18 protein-coding genes, 1 tRNA gene and 1 rRNA gene are annotated in these 20,479 nt (G+C 46.2%); 4 read left to right on the top strand and 16 right to left on the bottom strand.

What is annotated here, in order from left to right; all coding sequences use genetic code 11:
• The 12 genes from J7I83_RS13470 to tilS form a co-directional block, all read right to left on the bottom strand.
• A 16S ribosomal RNA gene (locus J7I83_RS13470) occupies positions 1-133 on the bottom strand; the annotation flags it as partial.
• Positions 134-509: 376 nt separating this feature from the next.
• On the bottom strand, positions 510-1,994 hold the full coding sequence (lysS, locus tag J7I83_RS13465; RefSeq protein ID WP_215101558.1) for a lysine--tRNA ligase: 1,485 nt from the start codon (positions 1,992-1,994) through the stop codon (positions 510-512).
• Positions 1,995-2,119: 125 nt separating this feature from the next.
• The gene (folK, locus tag J7I83_RS13460) at positions 2,120-2,611 is read right to left on the bottom strand and encodes a 2-amino-4-hydroxy-6-hydroxymethyldihydropteridine diphosphokinase (protein ID WP_215101556.1); all 492 of its coding nucleotides are present in this window, start codon (positions 2,609-2,611) and stop codon (positions 2,120-2,122) included.
• Positions 2,608-2,973, bottom strand: coding sequence for a dihydroneopterin aldolase (gene folB, locus J7I83_RS13455; protein ID WP_215101554.1), 366 nt, complete (start codon positions 2,971-2,973; stop codon positions 2,608-2,610). Before folB ends, folK begins: the two co-directional genes overlap by 4 nt.
• Positions 2,973-3,785, bottom strand: a complete 813-nt coding sequence (gene folP, locus J7I83_RS13450) for a dihydropteroate synthase (protein ID WP_215101552.1) — start codon at positions 3,783-3,785, stop codon at positions 2,973-2,975. Before folP ends, folB begins: the two co-directional genes overlap by 1 nt.
• 131 nt (positions 3,786-3,916) lie before the next feature.
• The gene (gene cysK, locus J7I83_RS13445) at positions 3,917-4,858 is read right to left on the bottom strand and encodes a cysteine synthase A (RefSeq protein ID WP_215101550.1); all 942 of its coding nucleotides are present in this window, start codon (positions 4,856-4,858) and stop codon (positions 3,917-3,919) included.
• A gap of 134 nt (positions 4,859-4,992) precedes the next feature.
• Positions 4,993-5,934 (bottom strand): peptidyl-prolyl cis-trans isomerase, encoded by a 942-nt coding sequence (locus J7I83_RS13440; RefSeq protein WP_215101548.1) that lies wholly within the window; start codon positions 5,932-5,934, stop codon positions 4,993-4,995.
• The gene (gene hslO, locus J7I83_RS13435) at positions 5,918-6,799 is read right to left on the bottom strand and encodes an Hsp33 family molecular chaperone HslO (RefSeq protein ID WP_215101546.1); all 882 of its coding nucleotides are present in this window, start codon (positions 6,797-6,799) and stop codon (positions 5,918-5,920) included. The genes J7I83_RS13440 and hslO overlap by 17 nt, the downstream gene beginning before the upstream one ends.
• Before the next feature lie 17 nt (positions 6,800-6,816).
• Positions 6,817-7,584, bottom strand: a complete 768-nt coding sequence (locus J7I83_RS13430) for a type III pantothenate kinase (protein ID WP_215101544.1) — start codon at positions 7,582-7,584, stop codon at positions 6,817-6,819.
• Positions 7,585-7,699: 115 nt separating this feature from the next.
• The gene (gene ftsH, locus J7I83_RS13425; protein ID WP_215101542.1) at positions 7,700-9,715 is read right to left on the bottom strand and encodes an ATP-dependent zinc metalloprotease FtsH; all 2,016 of its coding nucleotides are present in this window, start codon (positions 9,713-9,715) and stop codon (positions 7,700-7,702) included.
• Positions 9,716-9,836: 121 nt separating this feature from the next.
• Positions 9,837-10,388: a hypoxanthine phosphoribosyltransferase gene (hpt, locus tag J7I83_RS13420; protein ID WP_215101541.1), complete on the bottom strand. Its 552-nt coding sequence runs from the start codon at positions 10,386-10,388 to the stop codon at positions 9,837-9,839.
• A 32-nt stretch (positions 10,389-10,420) separates the two neighbouring features.
• Complete coding sequence (gene tilS / locus J7I83_RS13415; RefSeq protein WP_251047649.1) at positions 10,421-11,788, bottom strand: tRNA lysidine(34) synthetase TilS; 1,368 nt, start codon at positions 11,786-11,788, stop codon at positions 10,421-10,423.
• Positions 11,789-11,940: 152 nt separating this feature from the next.
• Between tilS and J7I83_RS13410 the strand changes: the two genes are divergently transcribed.
• Positions 11,941-12,014 (top strand) — tRNA-Met (locus tag J7I83_RS13410).
• A gap of 197 nt (positions 12,015-12,211) precedes the next feature.
• Here the strand turns inward: J7I83_RS13410 and J7I83_RS13405 are convergent.
• Together J7I83_RS13405 and J7I83_RS13400 are read right to left on the bottom strand one after the other, a co-directional pair.
• Entirely contained in the window at positions 12,212-12,631 is a 420-nt protein-coding gene (locus tag J7I83_RS13405; protein WP_065536328.1) for a S1 domain-containing RNA-binding protein, read from the bottom strand.
• Positions 12,632-12,747: 116 nt separating this feature from the next.
• Complete coding sequence (locus tag J7I83_RS13400; protein WP_215101539.1) at positions 12,748-13,170, bottom strand: FtsB family cell division protein; 423 nt, start codon at positions 13,168-13,170, stop codon at positions 12,748-12,750.
• Positions 13,171-13,450: 280 nt separating this feature from the next.
• Here J7I83_RS13400 and J7I83_RS13395 point away from each other — a divergent pair, with 280 nt between their 5' ends.
• The 3 genes from J7I83_RS13395 to argF are packed head-to-tail and all read left to right on the top strand — an operon-like array spanning position 13,451 to position 18,562.
• Positions 13,451-14,521, top strand: a complete 1,071-nt coding sequence (locus J7I83_RS13395; protein ID WP_215101538.1) for a carbamoyl phosphate synthase small subunit — start codon at positions 13,451-13,453, stop codon at positions 14,519-14,521.
• The gene (locus tag J7I83_RS13390) at positions 14,514-17,612 is read left to right on the top strand and encodes a carbamoyl-phosphate synthase (glutamine-hydrolyzing) large subunit (RefSeq protein WP_215101537.1); all 3,099 of its coding nucleotides are present in this window, start codon (positions 14,514-14,516) and stop codon (positions 17,610-17,612) included. The genes J7I83_RS13395 and J7I83_RS13390 overlap by 8 nt, the downstream gene beginning before the upstream one ends.
• Complete coding sequence (argF, locus tag J7I83_RS13385) at positions 17,609-18,562, top strand: ornithine carbamoyltransferase (protein ID WP_215101536.1); 954 nt, start codon at positions 17,609-17,611, stop codon at positions 18,560-18,562. Before J7I83_RS13390 ends, argF begins: the two co-directional genes overlap by 4 nt.
• Before the next feature lie 54 nt (positions 18,563-18,616).
• Here the strand turns inward: argF and J7I83_RS13380 are convergent, their stop codons facing one another.
• Together J7I83_RS13380 and J7I83_RS13375 are read right to left on the bottom strand one after the other, a co-directional pair.
• Positions 18,617-20,047: a D-alanyl-D-alanine carboxypeptidase family protein gene (locus J7I83_RS13380; protein ID WP_215101534.1), complete on the bottom strand. Its 1,431-nt coding sequence runs from the start codon at positions 20,045-20,047 to the stop codon at positions 18,617-18,619.
• A gap of 139 nt (positions 20,048-20,186) precedes the next feature.
• The gene (locus J7I83_RS13375) at positions 20,187-20,477 is read right to left on the bottom strand and encodes an RNA-binding S4 domain-containing protein (RefSeq protein WP_215101532.1); all 291 of its coding nucleotides are present in this window, start codon (positions 20,475-20,477) and stop codon (positions 20,187-20,189) included.
• Between the last annotated feature and the right edge of the window lie 2 nt (positions 20,478-20,479).

The raw sequence follows: 20,479 nt of genomic DNA, 5'->3' as shown, positions 1-20,479 counted from the left end.
GCAGGTTGCCCACGTGTTACTCACCCGTCCGCCGCTAAACCAAATGGAGCAAGCTCCAATGGTTCCGCTCGACTTGCATGTATTAGGCACGCCGCCAGCGTTCGTCCTGAGCCAGGATCAAACTCTCCATTATAGAGAACATTTGACTGCTCTTAACTTGCTGGCGTATCGCCGTCCGAAGACGCGCGATTCGCTTTGATCTGCATAACGCTGATCAGTAAGTTGTGCGCGGGCCGCGTTCAACGGCCGTTGCTGTTTGTTGACGTTTTGCTGTTCAGTTTTCAAGGTTCAATTTGTCATACTATCATCTTCAATAGCGACTTTTCAATATTACCAGCTTCCTTTTAAGAAGTCAATAACTATTTCACTTCGATGTTCTTCGCATCTTTTATTATGAAAAACGCGACAAGAAATAGTATAGCATCTTCTCAAATTAGATACAAGCTCTTTTTATAAAAAAACCGATTTAAAGGACAAACCCCTTTAAATCGGTATTCTCTAAAGATACCTTATTCTTTTGGACGCATTTGTGGGAATAACAAAACATCTCTAATAGATGAGGAATTCGTTAACAACATAACTAAACGGTCAATACCGATTCCTAATCCTCCTGTTGGCGGTAATCCGTATTCCAATGCTTCAATAAAGTCTTCGTCCATTTCGTGAGCTTCATCATTTCCTTCGGCCTTCTCAATCAACTGAGCTTCAAAACGCTGCCTCTGATCAATCGGATCATTTAACTCCGTAAATGCATTGGCATGTTCCCGACGAACGATAAACAGTTCAAAGCGATCAGTAAACCGCTCGTCTTCAGGATTCTTCTTAGCTAAAGGAGAAATTTCAACTGGGTGTCCATAAATGAACGTTGGTTGAACTAATTGCTCTTCCACTATTTGTTCGAAGAACTCATTTAAAATATGTCCGGCTTCCATAGTAGGTTTCACATCAATGTTACGTTCTTTTGCTAAAGCATGCGCTTCTTCTTTTGTCATCAGCTTCCAGAAATCAATACCAGTATATTCTTTTACGGCATCAGCCATATGTAGTCGTTTCCAGCCTACCGCTAAGTCAATTTCATCTTCTCCGTATTGTACAGTGGTTGTGCCAAGGACTTCCTGCGCTATGTGTGCTACTAAGTTTTCAGTAAGCGCCATGATGTCATTATAATCTGCATAGGCTTCATACAGTTCCAGCATAGTGAATTCAGGGTTGTGGCGAGTCGATATCCCTTCATTGCGGAAGACGCGGCCGATTTCATAAACTTTCTCTAGGCCACCGACAATCAAACGCTTCAAATGAAGTTCAATTGCAATACGGATATACAACTCCATATCCAATGCATTGTGATGTGTAATAAACGGTTTTGCAGTGGCTCCGCCTGCAATTGAATGAAGCATCGGTGTTTCGACTTCTAAAAATCCTGCGTTATCCAAGTAACGGCGCATCGATTGAATGATCCGGCTGCGCAGAATGAATGTCTCTTTGCTGGCGTCGCTTGTCAACAAATCTAAATACCGTTGGCGATAACGCTGCTCTACGTCTTTTAAGCCATGGAACTTTTCAGGCAATGGACGCAACGCCTTTGTGAGAAACACCACTTCTTTTGCTTTAACCGAAAGTTCCCCTACGTTGGTTTTAAAAACCGTCCCTTTAATCCCGAGAATATCTCCCAAATCGACTGTATTATAAAATTCATAAGCCTCTTCGCCAATCGTATCTTTTCGGACATAGATTTGAATCTGTCCTTTAAGATCCTGGATGTGGGCAAAGCCTGCTTTTCCTTTTCCACGCTTCGTCATAACCCGTCCTGCAATAACGACTTCATAAGGAGTTTCTTCAAGTTCTTCTTTCGAAAGATCTCCATATTGCTCGATAATTTCCTGCGAAAGGTGTGTTCGTTCAAAGCGGCCGCCGAACGGATCCATTCCGTGGTCACGGAACGCTTGCATTTTTTCGCGTCTCACCAATAATTGGTCATTTAATTCTTCTGACATGTCCTACACTCCCTTTATCTATAAAAAGCCAATCTCATTCACGTATTTCTCTATTGTACACAATTTCTTACCACACTACATAAAAAAGCAGCCACAAATTTGTGACAGCTTGAGGTTGATAGCCGTTAGTGCGTGTCTTGGAGAAATTCTTTCATACTGCCATATGATCTCCATAAGCGAACGCCAATTGTTTCCAAAGCACCTGGGACTTCAAGATCTGGATTTACTTCTAGCAACGGAACCACAACAAAAGCCCGTTCATACATCCTAGGATGCGGAACAATAAGCTTCTCTGTTTTCAAATTGTCTTGATTGTATAGCAAAATATCAAGATCAATTGTCCGCGGGCCCCATCTGATGAGGCGCTTGCGATTTAAATTCTGTTCGATTTCCTGGCAGGTATCCAGTAACGCCAATGCCTCCAGTTCCGTTTCGAGCTGGACGACCATATTCAGGAAAGGGTCCTGATCTGTAAAGCCCACAGGATCTGTTTCATAGAGAGAAGAGATTCCGGTGACAGTGATGGCAGGATGTTCCGTCAGCTGTGAGACTGCCTGCTGCAGCATATCGAAACGGTCCCCCATGTTAGAGCCAAGTGATAAATAACTTTGGTTCATGCGAATGTTCCTCGCGTCAATTCAATAGCCACGGATTTGTAATGACCAGGGATCGGCGGATCTGGTTTGATCAGCTGCACACGGATTCCTTGCACCAAAGGAAAATCGGAAAGAATTCGGCCGGCCACACTTTCAGCTACAGCTTCCACCAACTTTTTCGGTTCGCCTTCTACGATCGACCGGCAGGCTTCGTAGACTTCTCCGTAATGCACCGTATGTTCCAGAGCATCCGTCTCTCCAGCCAGCTGCAAATCCACCGCCAATGAAACCGTCAGCCGAAATCGCTGGCCCAGCTTCGTTTCCTCAGGAAATACTCCATGGTAGCCATAAAATTCCATATCGTTCACGTGAATAAAATCCATTACTTTTCCTCCTTATATGGGCGCTTGCCTGTCAATGCATCCATCATGCGGACCGCGCGTACGGTTTCTTTTACATCATGAACCCGCACGATATGACAACCCTGGTTGACGCCGTAGCAAACCGTTGCAAGTGAACCTTCCAGGCGCTCATCGACAGTAGCGTCTAAAATCTTTCCGATAAAGGATTTTCTTGATGTACCAAGAAGAACCGGATAGCCTAATTCCGCCATCTGCCCAATCAATTGCATCGCTTCGAGATTTTGTGCTACGGATTTTGCAAATCCGACGCCCGGATCAAGCCAAATATTTTCTTGGCGTACGCCGGCATTCAAGGAAATTCTGATGCTATCAGTAAGGTCCTGCATCATATCCTCCTGAAAATTTGAGTATGACGCTTTGTTACGGTTATGCATCAAGATAATCGGCACATTCCACTTGGCTGCCACATCCGCAATTGCTGGATCGTATTTAGCCCCCCAAATATCATTGATAATATGGGCCCCTATAGCAATAGCTGCATCGGCTACCTGCGATTTATAAGTATCCACGGAAACCAGCACATCAAAATGCTGCCGCAAAGCTTCAATCACGGGAACGATTCTCCCGATTTCTTCATCGTCCGAGATCTGCACATAGCCGGGACGCGTAGACTCTCCCCCCACATCGATGATATCCGCACCATCCGAAATCATCTGTCGAGCATGAAATAACGCCTGTTCCACCCCATTATACTTGCCTCCATCAGAAAAAGAATCCGGCGTGACATTCAATATGCCCATGACCAGCGTTTTATCTTCAAAATTGATTTTCATGAAAATTCACCGTCCAAACTTTAAATAAATATCTATTTCCTGGGAAATAAAAGTGCGCCTTCATCTTACCGCAATTGACCCGTTTTGTTCCATAAAAAAAGAGCAGCCGCAAGGCATACTCTTCTTGGTGTTTAGTTGGATTCGTCGAATTGGTAAAGCGGTGTACTCAAATAGCGTTCTCCGTTGGACGGAATAATCGCCAGTACTTTTTTGCCTTTGCCAAGCTTTTTAGCAACTTGGAGAGCTGCATAAATCGCAGCACCTGAAGATACGCCTCCAAGAATGCCTTCTTCACGCGCGGCCTGTCGTGCTGTTGCATAGGATTGATCGTTGGTAACCTGGATAATTTCGCTGTAAATCTCGGTATTCAATACAGCAGGTACAAACCCTGCTCCAATGCCCTGGATTTTATGCGGTCCCGGCTTGCCTCCTGATAGGACAGGTGAGTCAGTAGGCTCTACTGCCACGATATGAATGCCAGGATACTTCTCCTTCAATACTTGGCCAGCGCCCGTAATCGTTCCGCCTGTACCGATTCCTGAAATAAACGCGTCCAATTGATCACCCATCGTTTCAACGATTTCCGGACCCGTCGTCAAACGATGTACTTCCGGGTTCGCTTCGTTATTGAACTGCTGAGGCATGAACCAGCCATTTTCAGCGGCTTTTTTCTCCGCAGTCTTGATGGCGCCATTAGGTCCGTTCATTCCATCTGCACCTGGCGTTAAAATCAATTCCGCTCCGTATGCGCGCAATAAGTTTCGGCGCTCCATACTCATTGTTTCAGGCATGACCAAAACCGATTTATAGCCTTTGGCTGCTGCAATCATCGCCAAACCAATTCCTGTGTTGCCGCTTGTCGGCTCAATGATGGTATCGCCTTCTTTTAGGTCTCCAGACTTTTCAGCCGCTTCGATCATGGCAAGTGCAATACGGTCTTTCACGCTGCTACCCGGATTGAAGTATTCCAATTTCAAATAAACATCCGCATCTTCAGGACCTGTCAACCGATTTAATTTCACAATCGGTGTTTGCCCAATCAATTCAGTAATCGAATTTCCTACACGTGCCATTTTTCAACACTCCTAATCCCTAGTGATTTTGTCGACTTTAGTAAAGCTAATGGTATCAATAATGAGGATCCTTTGTCAAATTGTATGAATTCATAAAAAATAGACGTTTCGTTACCGAAACGTCTATTGGGAACTTATTCTCCATAAAACCATTCAGCATCGAATTCCTGCCAAAATGCTTCCGGAGTGACCGCTTGCGGCAATTGTTTAAGAGCCAGTTCACGGTTGATATGGTCTGCTACGTCATCAAATGTAAATGTCTGGCCACTCACTTTTTCCGCGACGGAAATAATAGCGGTTCTACCATCTTCTAGCGCCAGCGGAATCGACCAGTCGCCGACTTCAACTCCTGCCACTGTCCTAGCGATATTAGCATCTACGCCGGGCTCACCGCTGGAAATATAGCCAATATCTCCACCGAGGTTGCCGGTCGCACTGTCGATCGAACGTTCGCGGGCAGTTGCCTCGAACGAAGAGCCTTTTTCAAGTTCGTCAATGGTTTCTTCCGCTTCTGCTGCTGAGTTCAGCACGATCATACGTGTCCGATAAGAGTCTTTTATATCATAGAGTGATTCGTTATCATCATAGAACGCCTTGATTTTACTATCTTCGATGACAATATCCTTAGTCAGTACTTTTTCAAGAATCAATTGGGCTTCTACTTTTTCACGCTGGCGTGTTTCATCTGCCGCGTATAATGTCGTTTCTGTAGTGTCTTGCGAAGAACGAAGCAGCGCCAGTTCCAAATCGATTTCTTTGTCGCTCACTTCAATCCCATAATCCTTTGCCGCTGTTGCCATCACTTTTTCATTGACCAGTTCGAGGAGCGCTTCGCGCCCATGCTGTTCTTCCATCGCAGCCAGCCACTCTTCCCGTGTGATGTCTTCTCCGCTGACAGAGGCAACTTCTTCTGCATTTCCCGCGTCGTTCGGAATCAGCCACGCAATAAACCATAGTAAGTTAGCCAGCAGTAAGATTCCAATGACTAATAGTACTGGCTTGGTCTTTAAATGCCTTTTCGGCTTGCCTATACCTGCCGGTGGCACAGGTCGCCGGTTGTTATGACTGGAGCTCATTGATAAACGACTCAAGTTCCTCTTTAGAATACTGATACGTCTGCAGGCAGAAATGGCATTGCGCTTCTGCCATCCCATCTTCATCGATCATGTCTTGAATCTCTTTTTTCCCAAGCCCCAGAATAGCTGTAGCAAAACGGTCTTTGGAACAATTGCATTCGAAATTTACCGGCATTTTATCAAGAATCTGGACATTTCCTTCTCCGAGTACCGCTTCAAGAATTTCTTCAGGCGACAGTCCGCGCTGAATCATTTTGGAAACAGGTTCGATATTGGACAGGCGCTCTTCGATTTTCGTGATGGTTTCATCATCTGTATCCGGCATCAATTGAATGATAAAGCCGCCAGCTGCCAAAATCGAGTTGTCTGTATCCACTAGAACGCCAAGTCCAACTGAAGAAGGAACCTGCTCGGATACTGCGAAATAATAAGTGAAGTCTTCAGCGATCTCTCCGGATACGATCGGCGTCTGGCCGGTGAAATTATCACGCATACCTAAGTCTTTGACAACCGACATCATACCGTCAGTGCCGACTGCACGGCTGACGTCCAATTTCCCTTGCTTATTCAAATCAAAATGAACCTGAGGGTTGGAGGCATATCCGCGGACGCCACCTTTTCCATTGCTGTCCACCAGCAAAGCACCAATTGGTCCGCCGCCTTCGAATTTAATCGTTACTTTATCGTCACCTTTCAGCATGGCGCCAAGCATGACGCCACCTGTCATGGCACGCCCTAAAGCTGCTGACGCTGTTGGCCACATCATATGCCGACGCTGCGCTTCCCCTACTGTTTTCGTGCTGTCTACTGCAAATGCACGGACACTCCCATTGAAACCGAGGCCGCGAACTAAATAATCTGACACATTTATCGTTCCTTTCTTTACGCTTGGTTGCGTTTGTAAATTAAATACAGTCCTTTTAAGGTCAAAAAAGGATCTACGTAATCAATAACTGTCGATTCGCGGGCAATCACAGAAGCCATGCCTCCAGTCGCAATGACTGTCGGCGTTTCCTTGCTCTGCTTTTTCATCCGCGCCACAATTCCTTCTGCCTGGCCTACATAACCGTAGACAATACCAGATTGCATCGCGGAAATGGTGTTTTTGCCAACCACCTGATCTGGTGTAGTGATTTCGATCCTTGGCAATTTCGAGGCTCTGGCATACAGTGCTTCTGTTGAAATGTTGATGCCTGGGGCGATGGCGCCTCCCATGTATTGCTGCTTTTCATCAATATAACAAAAAGTATTAGCAGTGCCAAAGTCCACGATGATCAAAGGAGAACCGTACTCATGAATCGCCGCGACTGCGTTGACAATACGGTCTGCACCCACTTCCCGGGGATTATCGTACTTGATATTGAGCCCGGTTTTGACACCAGGTCCGACAATCATCGGTTTTACTTGGAAATATTTTTGGCACATCCGTTCAAGTGCAGACATGATGGGCGGAACGACAGAAGACATAATGACACCATTTATGGAAGAAAAACTTAATTCGGCATCGTTCAAAAATGCTTTGATTTGCATCCCGTATTCATCTTCTGTTTTGTGGCGGAGAGTTTCCATGCGCCAATGATGTATTAACTGATCCTGGCTGTATACGCCCAGGACAATATTCGTATTTCCAGCATCCAATACTAAAATCATAATTTGCCCTCACTTATTGACGAATTTCCAACACATCATACCATAATTTTAGGAAAGCAAAAAGCTGGTTGCTTCTTCCCTCTTAAGGGAATGGGCAACCAGCTCATTATTTTGCTTATTTGCGTTTTTCTTCAATCGGATCTCCTACTGGAGTTGCTTCGCCTTCTTCTGATGGCAGGTCTCCCGCCGAAGGATCAGCTGGTGCTCCTATTGCATCTGGAACATCACTGTCTTTTTTCAAATCAGGTGCGTCTTCGTCTCCAAAGTCACCGTTCAATGTATCATACGAACGTTCAGGAAGCGTTCCATGTTCTTTCAAGTGAAGAATCTGGGCAGCATCCAAAGTTTCAACTTCAAGCAATGTATTTGCAATCAATTTCAGAAGGTTCTGGTGTTTAGTCAGAATCTCTTTCGTACGGATATACTGCTCTTTGATGATGCGTTGGACTTCCTGATCGATTTCAAAGGCAATCGCATCGGAATAGTTTTGCTCTGAGTTAAAGTCGCGGCCTAGGAAAACATTTCCGCCTTGCGCCGTACCGAATTGGACAGGTCCAATCTTATCACTCATCCCGTATTCCGTTACCATGCTGCGGGCAATAGCTGTTGCACGCTGGAAATCGTTATGGGCGCCGGTCGATACTTCACCAAATGAAAGATCTTCAGCCACACGTCCACCGAGTAATCCAGCAATTTTATCAAGCAATTCCGGTTTCGTCATAAAGTAGCGATCTTCTCTCGGCAGCATGACAGCATAGCCGCCAGCTTGGCCGCGAGGAACGATGGTTACTTTATGGACAATATCTGCATCATCTAATATTAAACCGATAACGGTATGGCCAGATTCGTGGAAAGCCACGATATTTCGTTCTTTTTTCGAAATGACACGATTTTTCTTAGCAGGACCCGCAATAACACGGTCAGATGCTTCATCAAGATCTGACATGTCGATTTTGAGTTTACTGCGACGGGCTGCAACAAGTGCCGCTTCGTTCAATAAGTTCTCCAAATCGGCGCCCGAGAATCCAGGTGTCCGCTGAGCGATGGCTTTCAAATCAACATTTTCGTCAAGTGGTTTATTGCGTGCATGTACTTTAAGCACTTCTTCACGGCCTTTAACATCCGGACGACCTACAGTAATCTGACGGTCAAAACGTCCTGGACGAAGCAAAGCGGGATCCAGAATATCCGGACGGTTAGTTGCTGCAATAATAATGACGCCTTCGTTTGCACCAAAGCCATCCATCTCAACCAATAGTTGGTTCAGTGTCTGCTCACGCTCATCGTGTCCACCGCCGAGACCGGCGCCACGCTGGCGGCCGACTGCGTCAATTTCATCGATGAAAATGATACAAGGTGCGTTTTTCTTGGCATTTTCAAACAAATCACGAACTCGGGAAGCCCCGACACCGACAAACATTTCAACAAAATCAGAACCACTGATTGAGAAGAAAGGAACGCCTGCTTCACCGGCAACAGCACGTGCCAATAAGGTTTTACCGGTACCCGGAGGTCCAACAAGTAAAATCCCTTTTGGAATGCGAGCGCCAATGTCTGCAAATCTGCGCGGATCTTTCAGGAAATCAACAACTTCTACAAGTTCCTGTTTCTCTTCATCTGCTCCAGCTACATCACCAAAGCGAACTTTTTGTTTTTGATCATCGTACAGCTTCGCTTTACTTTTACCGAAGTTCATCACACGGCCGCCTCCGCCGCCTTGTGACTGGTTAAGTAAGAAGAAGAAAAGGATGAAGATGATGATGAACGGAATGATGCCTGTGAAAAATGAAACCCAACCACTTGTTTGTGGAGCTTTCAAAAATTCAACCTGCACATCCTGCGAGCTGGCAACTTCATCAATTTGAGTTGTCAATGCTTCGTTTTCAAGAGGAATGTTCGTTACAAAAGACTGGTCTTCTTCATAGCCTTGCATTTTGCCTGTAACTTCGTAAACCATTGCCTCTGGCTGGATGGTTACTTCCGTAATTTCACCATTTTCCAGTGATTCTAAAAATTCGTTATATCCTATATTTTCAGTCGGCTGGTTGCTATTGTTGAAAGTTCCCAGAATCCCGATAATAACTAGGAAAATCAGTAAATAAAATATGGTGTATCGAAATATCCGATTCATCCCGCGCCTCCTCATAAAGTTGCCCTAAAACTATACTAAATACTACCATAGGAACATTTAAGCATACAACGAAAAGGCCTTATTCCCGCTGATAAATCCATAGACTGTGAACGATCGTTGTCTATTCTTCTTCCCCGCTGTAAACCGAAGGCTTCAGAATCCCGATATACGGCAAATTCCGGTATCTTTCTGCATAATCCAGTCCGTAGCCCACGACAAATGCATCCGGCACGATAAAACCGACATAATCAGCTTTCAGGTCCACTTTGCGTCCTGTCGGCTTGTCCAGCAACGTCACAATCTTGATCGATTTAGCTTTCCGGTATTTGAACAGATCCACTAAATAGCTGAGCGTCAACCCACTGTCGATGATGTCTTCGATGATCAGCAGGTCGCGCCCTTCGACACTGGCGTTCAAATCTTTGATGATTTTAACTTCTCCTGAAGAAACCGTGGCATTGCCATAGCTTGAAACATCCATGAAATCCATTTCAACAAAGCCATCAACGCGTTTCATCAAATCTCCCATGAAAGGCATAGCGCCTTTTAATACCCCGATAGCCAAGGGATATTTGCCTTTATAATCCTCTGTTAAGGTCGTTCCCAATTCACGTGCTTTTTCCTGGAGCCGTTCTTCACTGATCAATATTTCTTTAATGTCGTTCTGTAGCATGGTGGACCTCCTAATAATCCTTGTTTTGCACTCTATAAAAATTGTTCAATTAGTACCCAATTGTCTCCGTCGCGTTTTTGTAGACTGACCCTAGCAGATGGACGCAGGCCTGGCACTAATAAAAGTTCGTTTTTGTCAGTGGTGATGACAGGCCAACTCTCTCTCATAGGCACAGGGATTTTTTCATCAATCATCAAACGCGCCAATTTCTTCGGCTGAACCATTCCAGCAAGCTGAATCCGGTCACCTGGTTTTCTGCCCCTTAAAAAGAAACGTGAATCTTCTGGCGCATGAAAGTGCCAGACTAAAGCACCTTCATTTTTTTCCACCCCCGCTAAAGGGATCACTTTGTAACGGCGTCCATAGTAAATTGGCGTCCATTCAGCCCCCATGATGACAGGCGCTGTTGCAGCAATTGGTTCCGGCGATTGGCGATTAAGAGAAACCATGTCGTATTGGCGGGTCGCTATATAATTTTGCGGCAAATGTAAAAAAACGGTACCGGAAGAACTTTGCATCATTTCCTGCATTTGTTCTACCAGCTGTCTCGTTACTGGAACTTGCTTCGGATTATATAGATAGTTTAATAGTAGTAGAACCATTCTTTTTTGTAAAGCACGCGCTTCAACTCTGAAACTTTTGGCAGACAAAACAATTCCTTGCTCTTTCCTTTGGATCAGGTGCCGCAATTTCTCCTCAGCCAATTCTTGCAGAAATTGCTGATCCTGCTGCATATCTTCAGCCAAATCCACGAAATTTCGTGAGACCTCTCTGTTTTCGTCTTTGAGCAGCGGCAAAACCCGCTGGCGCAGCCGGTTTCGTGTATAAGCCGCTTCTCCGTTGCTTGAATCTTCCTGATGGGGAATTTTATGCAAATTGGCGTATGCTGCAATTTGTTCCTTATCCACCGCCAACTGGGGCCGGATCAATAAACCGCCTCCAAATGGTCGGCTGGCTTGAATTCCAAAAGCACCGTCCTGCAGACTGCCCCTCAACCCTGACATAAGGATAGTTTCGAGTTGGTCATCAGCATGATGGGCCGTGGCTATTTTGGGTGCACCGGTTTTTTCCATGATTTCAAGGAAATATGAATAACGTTCGGAACGGCACAGTTGCTGCTTGTTGCCGCCTTGTTCTTTCCAGATGTCAGGAATAGGGATGGCTCTGCTAAAGCAGTCCACTCCCCACTGTTTGGCTGTTGCTTCTGTAAACAGACGATCCTGCCGGGATTCCTCACCCCTCAGCATATGGTCGATATGGACTGCCGCTACTGAAATGCCAAGCTCAGCTTTTTTGGCATTCAAGAAATGAAGCAATACCATCGAATCGATTCCTCCTGAACAGCCGACCAGAACAAGGTCTCCAGAATCAAGCAATTGGTGCTTGTGGATATACTTCATCATTAGCTCCTGAAAGCTCTTCATTCATTTCACCCCGCTTGCCTATGTTCTTCCTACCAGGCTCTTTCAGAAGAATAGGATAAAAATATTTTCAAATAGCAATTGACAGGTCTGCCTTTCAATAGTATGCTGTTAAATGTTCGTTTAAACAAGGCGGCGTAGCTCAGCTGGCTAGAGCGTACGGTTCATACCCGTGAGGTCGGGGGTTCGATCCCCTCTGCCGCCATTACTCTTAAACTGAAGACTTTAACACCAAGCATCGTCCTATTAGGGGCGCTGCTTTTTTTGCTTTTTTTGCATAAAAATACCGAATAAGTCCAGCCGAATGTGATTAAAAAAAACGCTTCCCATGTGAGAAGCGTTTCAATAAAGATTTCCAGCTGCGTTGAAGCATTTCCCTATACTATTAAAACAGCTAGCAAGTTAGCCTCTTTTTGCTCCTCGGCCGCCGCGTTTCGATTCCGTAGCGCGCTTCAAGGTCGTCATGTTTTCTTCGCTGTCTTTAAGAAACTTCGCCATTTTCGTTTCAAAGTTTTCCTTTGGAGCGCGTTCAAATGAACGATTACTTGGGCGTGGGCGTTGTGGTCGTTCTGTGCCGCCGGGTGGTTGTGGCTTCGCTTTACGAATGGACAGACCGATCTTGCCGTCTGCTTCTACATTCATGACTTTAACTTCTACCATTTCGCCAACTTTTAGATGATCGTTGATATCTTTTACATAGTTGTCGGCGACTTCACTTATATGCACGAGGCCTGTTGCACCAGTTGGAAGCTGAACAAATGCTCCAAAGTTTGTAATACCTGTGACTTTACCTTCTAACTTGCTGCCTACTTCAATCGACATAAAAAAAATGCTCCTCCTTAAAAATTAAGATGACTCCAAAATACTGGGCCACACTGTCATTTTGCGGGACCTATCCCACTTTTTATTATAACCATCAAAAAAAGAGTGTCAACCGACTACTCTTCTTCTGCAGTTTTTTCTTCATCTTTTTTTTCGTCAGTCGGTGTGGTGAAAATGATTTCTCCTTCATCTGAAAGAAAATAATCTTTACGTGCCAATTTAGCCAAGTATTCTTCATCATTCAATAACAGGACCTGCTCTTCGAGCTGGCTTTGTTCCTTTTCGACTTCTTCAAGTTTTAGCAACGTCTCTTCGCGAAGCTGTTCTTTTTCAGAAATCGTCTGCGTCTGGGCATAAATGGTCGAACCAACCCAAATCGTCGCCATCAGGACTAGTACTCCAAACACCGTCAGTCTTCTGAGCAACCGTACTCGATGAGCCTTCTTGCGCTCCCCTTCCATTTCAACCGAACGGACATAGTCATTGCGAATTGAGGTGACTTCGCGATTTTCCGCCTTGTTGTCTCTCTTCAAACTCATGACCCGCTCTCCTTCCATACTAACTTTGTCATTATTATACATGAAAACCCTTGATATTATAAGCTTTTTGAATAATTCCCCCTATTTTCACTCCATTTCTTTAAATAAGCTGCTGAATCATTTTCTATTTATTAATAAAAATACTGTTGACTTAATTTTTATACAGACATATAATACTAATCATTATCTTTTAATGAATGTTACCATGGTTTTTTCGAATTTAAATTATTTAAGAGTTTATAAATATACAAAATTACTGAATAAAATGGGAGTGAAGAAAATGACAGGTTTATTGACGTTATCAAACGGAAAAGCTTTCAAAGGGCAGTGGCACGGTGAAGCTTCCGCACTTCAGGGAGAAGTCGTCTTTTTCACGGGCATGACCGGCTATGAAGAAGTTTTGACAGATCCTTCCTACAAAGGCCAAATCATCATATTCTCTTATCCGCTGATTGGGCAATACGGAATCCAGTCTCTTTATGCACAGTCTGACCGCATCCAGACTGCAGGCATCGTAGTTGCCGGATTGTACGAGGGTCCACTCGGGAAAGACGCAATTTCACTTGCCAAATTTGCCGCCAGCCATAAGATCCCTATTTTGAGTGGCGTGGATACGCGTTCAGTCATCCAAAACATCCGCGAATCCGGAACGATGCAATCGCAGCTGGCCCACACATCCCTCCCGGAATTGGCATGGGAACCCGTACAAACTTATTTCTTCCCGGCCACTACAACAATTGAGGACATCCAAACCGTAGGCTCCGGTTCTAACCACATCGGCTTGATCGATTTCCACTATAAATCTTCCATTTTAAAAGAACTGCTCGAATTGGATTGTAAAGTCAGCATCATTCCATACGCAACATCGACAGAAACGCTCGATTCACTGGGACTAGATGGCTTGCTTTTTTCAAACGGCCCTGGAGATCCGGAAGCCCTTAAGCATTTATTTTCTACCTATCGCGACTGGGCTGAACGCTACCCGAGTTTCGGCATCTGTCTCGGCCACCAGGTTCTCGCTTCAGCCTTTGGCGCCAAAACCACAAAACTGGCTTACGGTCATCGCGGCGCCAATCACCCTGTCATGAACCTGCGGACAAAACGGGTAAGCATGAGTTCGCAAAATCACAGCTATGTGGTTGAAAGCGCCAGTTTACTGGATACACCATTTTCTGTACTTTACGAAAACGTCAACGACGGCAGCATTGAAGGGCTCGTTCACAAGACCTTGCCTTTGACTACGGTCCAATTTCATCCGGAAGCGGCACCCGGCCCTGCTGATCATCTTGAACTGTTCCATCAATTTCTAGCGGCAACACAACAGAAAGAGAGAGTGAAAATACATGCCTAAGCAAGAACAAATCAAAAAAGTACTGGTCATCGGTTCAGGAGCCATCGTCATCGGCCAGGCAGCTGAATTCGATTATTCAGGCACGCAGGCATGTGTAGCTTTGAAAGAAGAAGGCATTCATGTAGTGCTGATCAACAACAACCCGGCGACCATCATGACCGATAAATCTGTTTCTGATCAAGTCTATTTTGAACCGATGACCTTGGAAAGCGTCACCGCCATCATCGAAAAAGAGCGTCCGGACGGCTTGCTTGCAACAGTCGGCGGACAAACCGGCCTGAATCTGGCGATGGCTTTATCTGATTCCGGCATTTTAGCACAATACAGCGTCGCGCTGCTTGGCACTGATATGAAAGCTATTAAACAAGCTGAAGACCGCGAACAATTCCGCTCCTTGATGAATGAGCTAAACGAACCGGTCCCAGACAGCGACATCATTTACTCGATTGAAGGAGCTTTGGAGTTTGCAGCTCTAGCCGGCTATCCCCTCATCGTTCGCCCTGCTTATACACTTGGCGGCTTTGGCGGCGGAATTGCCGAAGATGAAAAAACCTACATTAAGCTGGTAAAGCAAGGATTAAGCGCCAGTCCCATCAAGCAGTGCCTAGTGGAAATCAGCATTGCCGGCTACAAGGAAATCGAGTACGAGGTCATGCGTGATGCAGACGGAACCTGCATCACCATCTGCAATATGGAAAACTTGGATCCTGTCGGCGTACATACCGGCGACTCGATTGTTGTGGCACCAAGCCAGACTTTGAATGATAAAGATTACCATATGCTGCGCAGCTCTTCTATTCGCATCATTGAAGCGCTCGGCATTATTGGTGCCTGCAATGTCCAGTTCGCGCTGCACCCTGAAACGTCAGATTATTATCTGATCGAAGTCAATCCACGCGTCAGCCGTTCTTCGGCACTCGCTTCAAAAGCGACCGGTTACCCAATCGCCAAGATTGCTGCCAAGTTAGCAATCGGCTATAAATTGGCCGAACTGAAAAATCCGGTGACCGGCACTACATTTGCCAGCTTTGAACCGGCGTTGGATTACGTGGCTGTTAAAATTCCCCGTTGGCCATTCGATCAATTCCCACAGGCAGAGCGCAGACTGGGCACACAGATGAAAGCGACCGGTGAAGTCATGGCGATTGAACGGCGTATGGAAGCCGCGCTGCAAAAAGCAATTCGTTCACTTGAGTTGCCGATTGATGGCTTCCGTCTGACGGCACTTGCCGGTTTCTCTACAGAAAGCTTATGCCAATTGGCAATTGAAGCCGACGACCGCCGGCTGTTTGTTCTTTTTGAACTGCTTGTGCGGGGCAAGACCATTCAATTTCTGCACAGCATCACCGGCATCACCCCTTACTTCTTATCCGTTATGGCCAATATCGTTGCAGAGTGGAACGAGCTTCAGCAACTGGACTGGAATAGCATGACCCGCTCCCGCCTGCTGCAGGCCAAGACACTTGGCTTCAGCGATCAGCAATTGGCTGATCTTTGGAATGTCTCCTGCCCGGAGATTTGGGGACAACGCCGCATCTGGCAGGTGACGCCCGCTTACAGAATGATCGATACATGTGCCGCTGAATTCCGGTCGGATACCAATTATTTTTATTCCACATGGCAGGGCTCTTCCGATGTCAGCCGCCCTCACCACAAGAAAAAAGTGGCCGTTGTGGGATCCGGGCCGATTCGGATCGGACAGGGCATCGAGTTCGATTATTGCTGTGTACACAGTGTCATGGCAGCACAGAAACTCGGCTATGAAGCAATTATGATCAACAACAACCCGGAAACAGTCAGCACTGATTATGAAGTGGCTGACGCGCTGTATTTTGAACCGATGACACCGGAAGACATTCTCAATGTCCTGGATTTTGAAGGCATCAATCAAGTCATTCTCCAGTTCGGTGGGCAAACTTCGCTGAATGTTGCAGCTGCCCTTCAGGAAGCGGGCATTACGGTTCTTGGATCGACGGTAGACCTGCTGGATCAAATGGAAGACCGTGACCGTTTTTATGCGTTCCTGGAATCGATCGGCTTGCCGACCATTCCAGGCAAAACAGCGAGTGAACCATCCGCTGTCATACCGGCAGCCCGTCTACTCGGATTTCCGGTGCTACTGCGCCCGTCTTATGTCATCGGTGGACGCGGCATGATCGTTTTGCACAATGAAACGGAGCTTGGCGATTGGCTGCAGCAGACGACTATGGAATTTCCTGTACTGGTCGATCATTTTGTCACCGGCAAAGAAGTCGAGGCCGATATCCTGACCGACGGCGAAAACGTCTGGGTCTCCGCCATTTTTGAGCATGTTGAAGGAACCGGTGTCCACTCCGGTGACAGCATCTCCATTACGCCGCCGGTTTCCTTAACGGAACAGGCACTTCAGGAGCTCTCGAAAACCGCCAAGCATATCGCCAGAAACATAGCTTATACCGGCTTGTTCAATATCCAATTTGTCTACGAAGGCGATCAATTATTCGTTATGGAAATCAATCCACGGGCATCGCGGACAGCACCAATCAGCTCGAAAGTGACGGATGTGCCGCTCGTGCAGCATGCTACGGCGTTATTGCTGGGAGTTCCTTTCGAAGAGCTCCATATAGAAGAAAGCTATAATGGACAGCCGGAGTATACAGTTAAAGCACCGGTTTTCTCCCATATTAAATTGCCGGGACTGTCTCCTGTCCTGTCTCCTGAAATGATGTCGACAGGCGAAGTGATTGGCTCAAGCCCGGACCTGGAGATTGCATTGGCGAAAGCCTTAAGTGGTGCCTCTGTCCAATTGGCGGACCTTGCTTCCGGCGGAACTGTATTTGTTGCAGAGCAGTCAATTGACCAAGTGGATAGCGCTTTATGGGAAGCACACGGCTTCAGCATTGTCACTGAGCCACTTATGCCTTTTGATGAGTGGCTGAAAACAGAAACTAAAAAAGCATATATCGACTTTGCCCCGGACCCGGAAAGTACCAACGCGAAGCAGGCTGCTATTCACCGTCTCCATGTCTGGACACGCCCTGAAACAGTGGCTGCCTTTAACGGAACTTATTCATCCATTACCGCATTAGTGAAAGGAGTGCTTGCAAAATGACAATGGCGATCCCGTTTGCCCCCTCGATTATCCAGGAAGATTTCCTGTCCTTGAAAGATTACAGCACAGACGAAATCATGGATTTGCTCCACTTGGCAATTGAACTGAAAAAACCTGAAAATAAATATTTGCCACTCTTAAAAGGCAAGGTGCTGGGCATGATTTTCGAAAAATCCTCTACCCGTACCCGTGTTTCATTTGAAGCCGGAATGCTTCAGCTTGGCGGCAATGCCATGTTCCTGAGCTCTCAGGACACACAAATGGGACGTGGCGAAACTATTGCTGATACCGGACGTGTCCTGTCAGGATATCTCGATGGACTCATGATCCGCACATTCCATCAATCCGTTGTCCAGGAACTAGCGGACTTTAGTTCCATTCCGGTCATCAACGGATTGACCGATGACTATCATCCATGTCAGGTGCTGGCGGATCTGATGACCATTCTCGAGCATTTCGGCACGTTGAAAGGCAAGAAAATGGCATATATCGGAGACGGCAATAATATGGCCAACTCGTTGATGATCGGCGCTGCTAAAGTTGGCATGGATATCAGTATCGCATCGCCTGCCGCTTATGCGCCTACTCCAGAAATGGTAGCCTTGGCTAAAGACATCGCACAATATACGGGCTCGACCATTGACATTACCGAAAGCCCGGAACAAGCGGTTGCGGGAAGTGACATCATTTATACGGATGTCTGGGCCAGTATGGGACAGGAGCAGGAAACGATTGAACGCCTTCAGCATTTCCAGGGCTTCCAAGTGAACGAAGAACTCGTCAAACATGCCAATGAAGATTATATCTTTATGCATTGTCTGCCTGCCCACCGTGAAGAAGAAGTGACGACCGGTATTTTGGAAGGACCGCATTCGGTGATTTTCCAGGAATCGGAAAATCGGCTGCATGCGCAAAAAGCGGTGCTTGTTGCGTTGATGGGTGATAAATAAAAAGCGATAAAAAACGCCTTAGGAATCGATCGATTCCTAAGGCGTTTTTCTGTTTTACTTGTTCACGTATTCTTCCAGGGTCTTGCCGCTGTCTTTCACTTGTCCAGCTAATTCAGAGCCGAGGTAACGATAATGCCAAGGTTCGTGCATATAGCCAGTGACGGTTTCCTTGCCTTTAGGGTAGCGGAGAATAAAACCGTAGTTATGGGCGTTGGCCGCGAGCCATTTTCCTTCTTTGGTCGCTTCAAATGATTCCTTCAGCCATTTGGACTGGTCGCTGCCGCCAAAGTCGAAGGCAAGGCCTGTCTGGTGTTCGCTATGGCCGGGTTTTGCACTAAAGCGATTGGCTTCCGCTGCACCATGTTTGCTGACATAACTAGTGTATAGCTCTTTTTGGCGGTTATAGGAGCGGAATGTACTGAAAGCAGTCAGTTGGACCCCTTGTTTTTTCGCCTCTATCATCATGGCGTCAACCGCTTTTTGGGCAAGGATGCTAACACCAGGATTGTAACTGGATGGCAGGCTGTAATTTTTATTGACAATCAACACACCTGACACATAAGTCCCCGGTGTCTCAATGGAAGGTGCCGGATAAACTGAAGATTTGCCTGGTGTTTCTTTGGTCAAATAAGCCGAATTTACCCAGCCAGCTTTTGTACCGTATTCTACTTTATACCAATTGCCTTCTTTGCCAAGATACTCGACCGTTGCGCCTTCAGGGATCGAGGCAACAATCGGATTGCCTACTCCCGCTTTCGAACGCATGTTCAATTGGTCATTTGTCTTGTAAGTAACGGGTTTTTCAGGCTGCGCTGCAGGAAGAGGAAACTGTGCAGGAGCTAAAAGCCGTGCCATGAATCCCGCAAAATGCTGACGCTGCAAAGCTTCTTTTGGCTTGAATGCCCCGCCTGGAAAACCATTGGTGATGCCGGCTGTCGCCAACCGGCTTATGTATACATTCGCCCAATAAGCCGAACCGACATCTGTGAAGGAAATGCCTTTATTGGCTGTTAAATTGTAGGCTTCTGTCAGGATTTTGGCCATTTCTGCTCGGGTCAGGACAGCTTTGGCATCAAAGTACTTTATCCCTCTCTTGGATTTTTTTCCTTCAATAAACCCAAGTTCCACTGCTTTGGCGACTTCTTCATATCCGGGAGAACCGGATTTCAGGTCGGCGAAACCGGGATCGGGCGCAGCCGTTTTTTCGGATTCCATCTCACGCAAGATCATCCGCACTGCATCCAGCCGTGTGATGGTGGCTGCCGGTTTAAAACTGCCGCCCGGAAATCCTTTGATGACGCCCAATCCTGCCAGATAATCGATTTCCTTCTTAAAAGTGGTGACGTCCTGAAAAGAACTTGCCGCACTGGCCTGGCTCACGCCAATTGGCACAACTCCTTGCTGAGGCAGCAGTGAAGCAGCTATCAAAAGCGCCGCGGCCGATAATCCAAGCTTCTTGCCCATTAAAATTTTTGGCAATCCCATCATTTCCTTTCAATAAGTCCCTGTTCAGGACTTTATCTTTTGCTATTTTTTCATCATATAGAAAATAATCGGCTTTATCCATGGTGCATTTTGTTCAGAAAAACAAAAAAACCTGCTTAAGGCAGGTTTTGAAAACTTGTTATGCTTCATCATCAATAAACTCAGGTTCAACCTTTTCCAGCTTTTCTTCTTTCAGGATCGTGTACATATTGGCCGCTTCTTCTTTTTTCGCTACTTCTTTCAGCCTATCGATGCGCACCATAACAACTTTTTGGCCGAAACGGATTTGCAGCTCATCATTTTCTTTGATAACTGAGCTGGCTTTCGCTTTGTTGCCGTTTACGGTGATGCGGCCTTGGTCGGCAACTTGCTTCGCTAACGTACGGCGTTTAATAAGACGTGAAACTTTCAAAAATTTATCGAGGCGCATGG

It is taken from the genome of Planococcus sp. ISL-110, assembly GCF_018613575.1.
Lineage (GTDB): Bacteria > Bacillota > Bacilli > Bacillales_A > Planococcaceae > Planococcus.
The sequence above is the reverse complement of the archived record's forward strand: the minus strand, read 5'-3'. Positions and strand labels throughout refer to the sequence as shown.

What these genes read in the sequence shown, in the direction of transcription:
- J7I83_RS13375 (WP_215101532.1), bottom strand. Translation starts at nt 20,477, where the DNA reads ATGCGCCTCGATAAATTTTTGAAAGTTTCACGTCTTATTAAACGCCGT.
- J7I83_RS13395 (WP_215101538.1), top strand. Translation starts at nt 13,451, where the DNA reads ATGACAGGTTTATTGACGTTATCAAACGGAAAAGCTTTCAAAGGGCAG.
- argF (WP_215101536.1), top strand. Translation starts at nt 17,609, where the DNA reads ATGACAATGGCGATCCCGTTTGCCCCCTCGATTATCCAGGAAGATTTC.
- hpt (WP_215101541.1), bottom strand. Translation starts at nt 10,388, where the DNA reads ATGCTACAGAACGACATTAAAGAAATATTGATCAGTGAAGAACGGCTC.
- tilS (WP_251047649.1), bottom strand. Translation starts at nt 11,788, where the DNA reads ATGAAGTATATCCACAAGCACCAATTGCTTGATTCTGGAGACCTTGTT.
- cysK (WP_215101550.1), bottom strand. Translation starts at nt 4,858, where the DNA reads ATGGCACGTGTAGGAAATTCGATTACTGAATTGATTGGGCAAACACCG.
- folB (WP_215101554.1), bottom strand. Translation starts at nt 2,973, where the DNA reads ATGGATTTTATTCACGTGAACGATATGGAATTTTATGGCTACCATGGA.
- J7I83_RS13405 (WP_065536328.1), bottom strand. Translation starts at nt 12,631, where the DNA reads ATGTCGATTGAAGTAGGCAGCAAGTTAGAAGGTAAAGTCACAGGTATT.
- J7I83_RS13430 (WP_215101544.1), bottom strand. Translation starts at nt 7,584, where the DNA reads ATGATTTTAGTATTGGATGCTGGAAATACGAATATTGTCCTGGGCGTA.
- ftsH (WP_215101542.1), bottom strand. Translation starts at nt 9,715, where the DNA reads ATGAATCGGATATTTCGATACACCATATTTTATTTACTGATTTTCCTA.
- folP (WP_215101552.1), bottom strand. Translation starts at nt 3,785, where the DNA reads ATGAAAATCAATTTTGAAGATAAAACGCTGGTCATGGGCATATTGAAT.
- folK (WP_215101556.1), bottom strand. Translation starts at nt 2,611, where the DNA reads ATGAACCAAAGTTATTTATCACTTGGCTCTAACATGGGGGACCGTTTC.
- lysS (WP_215101558.1), bottom strand. Translation starts at nt 1,994, where the DNA reads ATGTCAGAAGAATTAAATGACCAATTATTGGTGAGACGCGAAAAAATG.
- J7I83_RS13400 (WP_215101539.1), bottom strand. Translation starts at nt 13,170, where the DNA reads ATGAGTTTGAAGAGAGACAACAAGGCGGAAAATCGCGAAGTCACCTCA.
- J7I83_RS13380 (WP_215101534.1), bottom strand. Translation starts at nt 20,047, where the DNA reads ATGGGATTGCCAAAAATTTTAATGGGCAAGAAGCTTGGATTATCGGCC.
- J7I83_RS13390 (WP_215101537.1), top strand. Translation starts at nt 14,514, where the DNA reads ATGCCTAAGCAAGAACAAATCAAAAAAGTACTGGTCATCGGTTCAGGA.
- J7I83_RS13440 (WP_215101548.1), bottom strand. Translation starts at nt 5,934, where the DNA reads ATGAGCTCCAGTCATAACAACCGGCGACCTGTGCCACCGGCAGGTATA.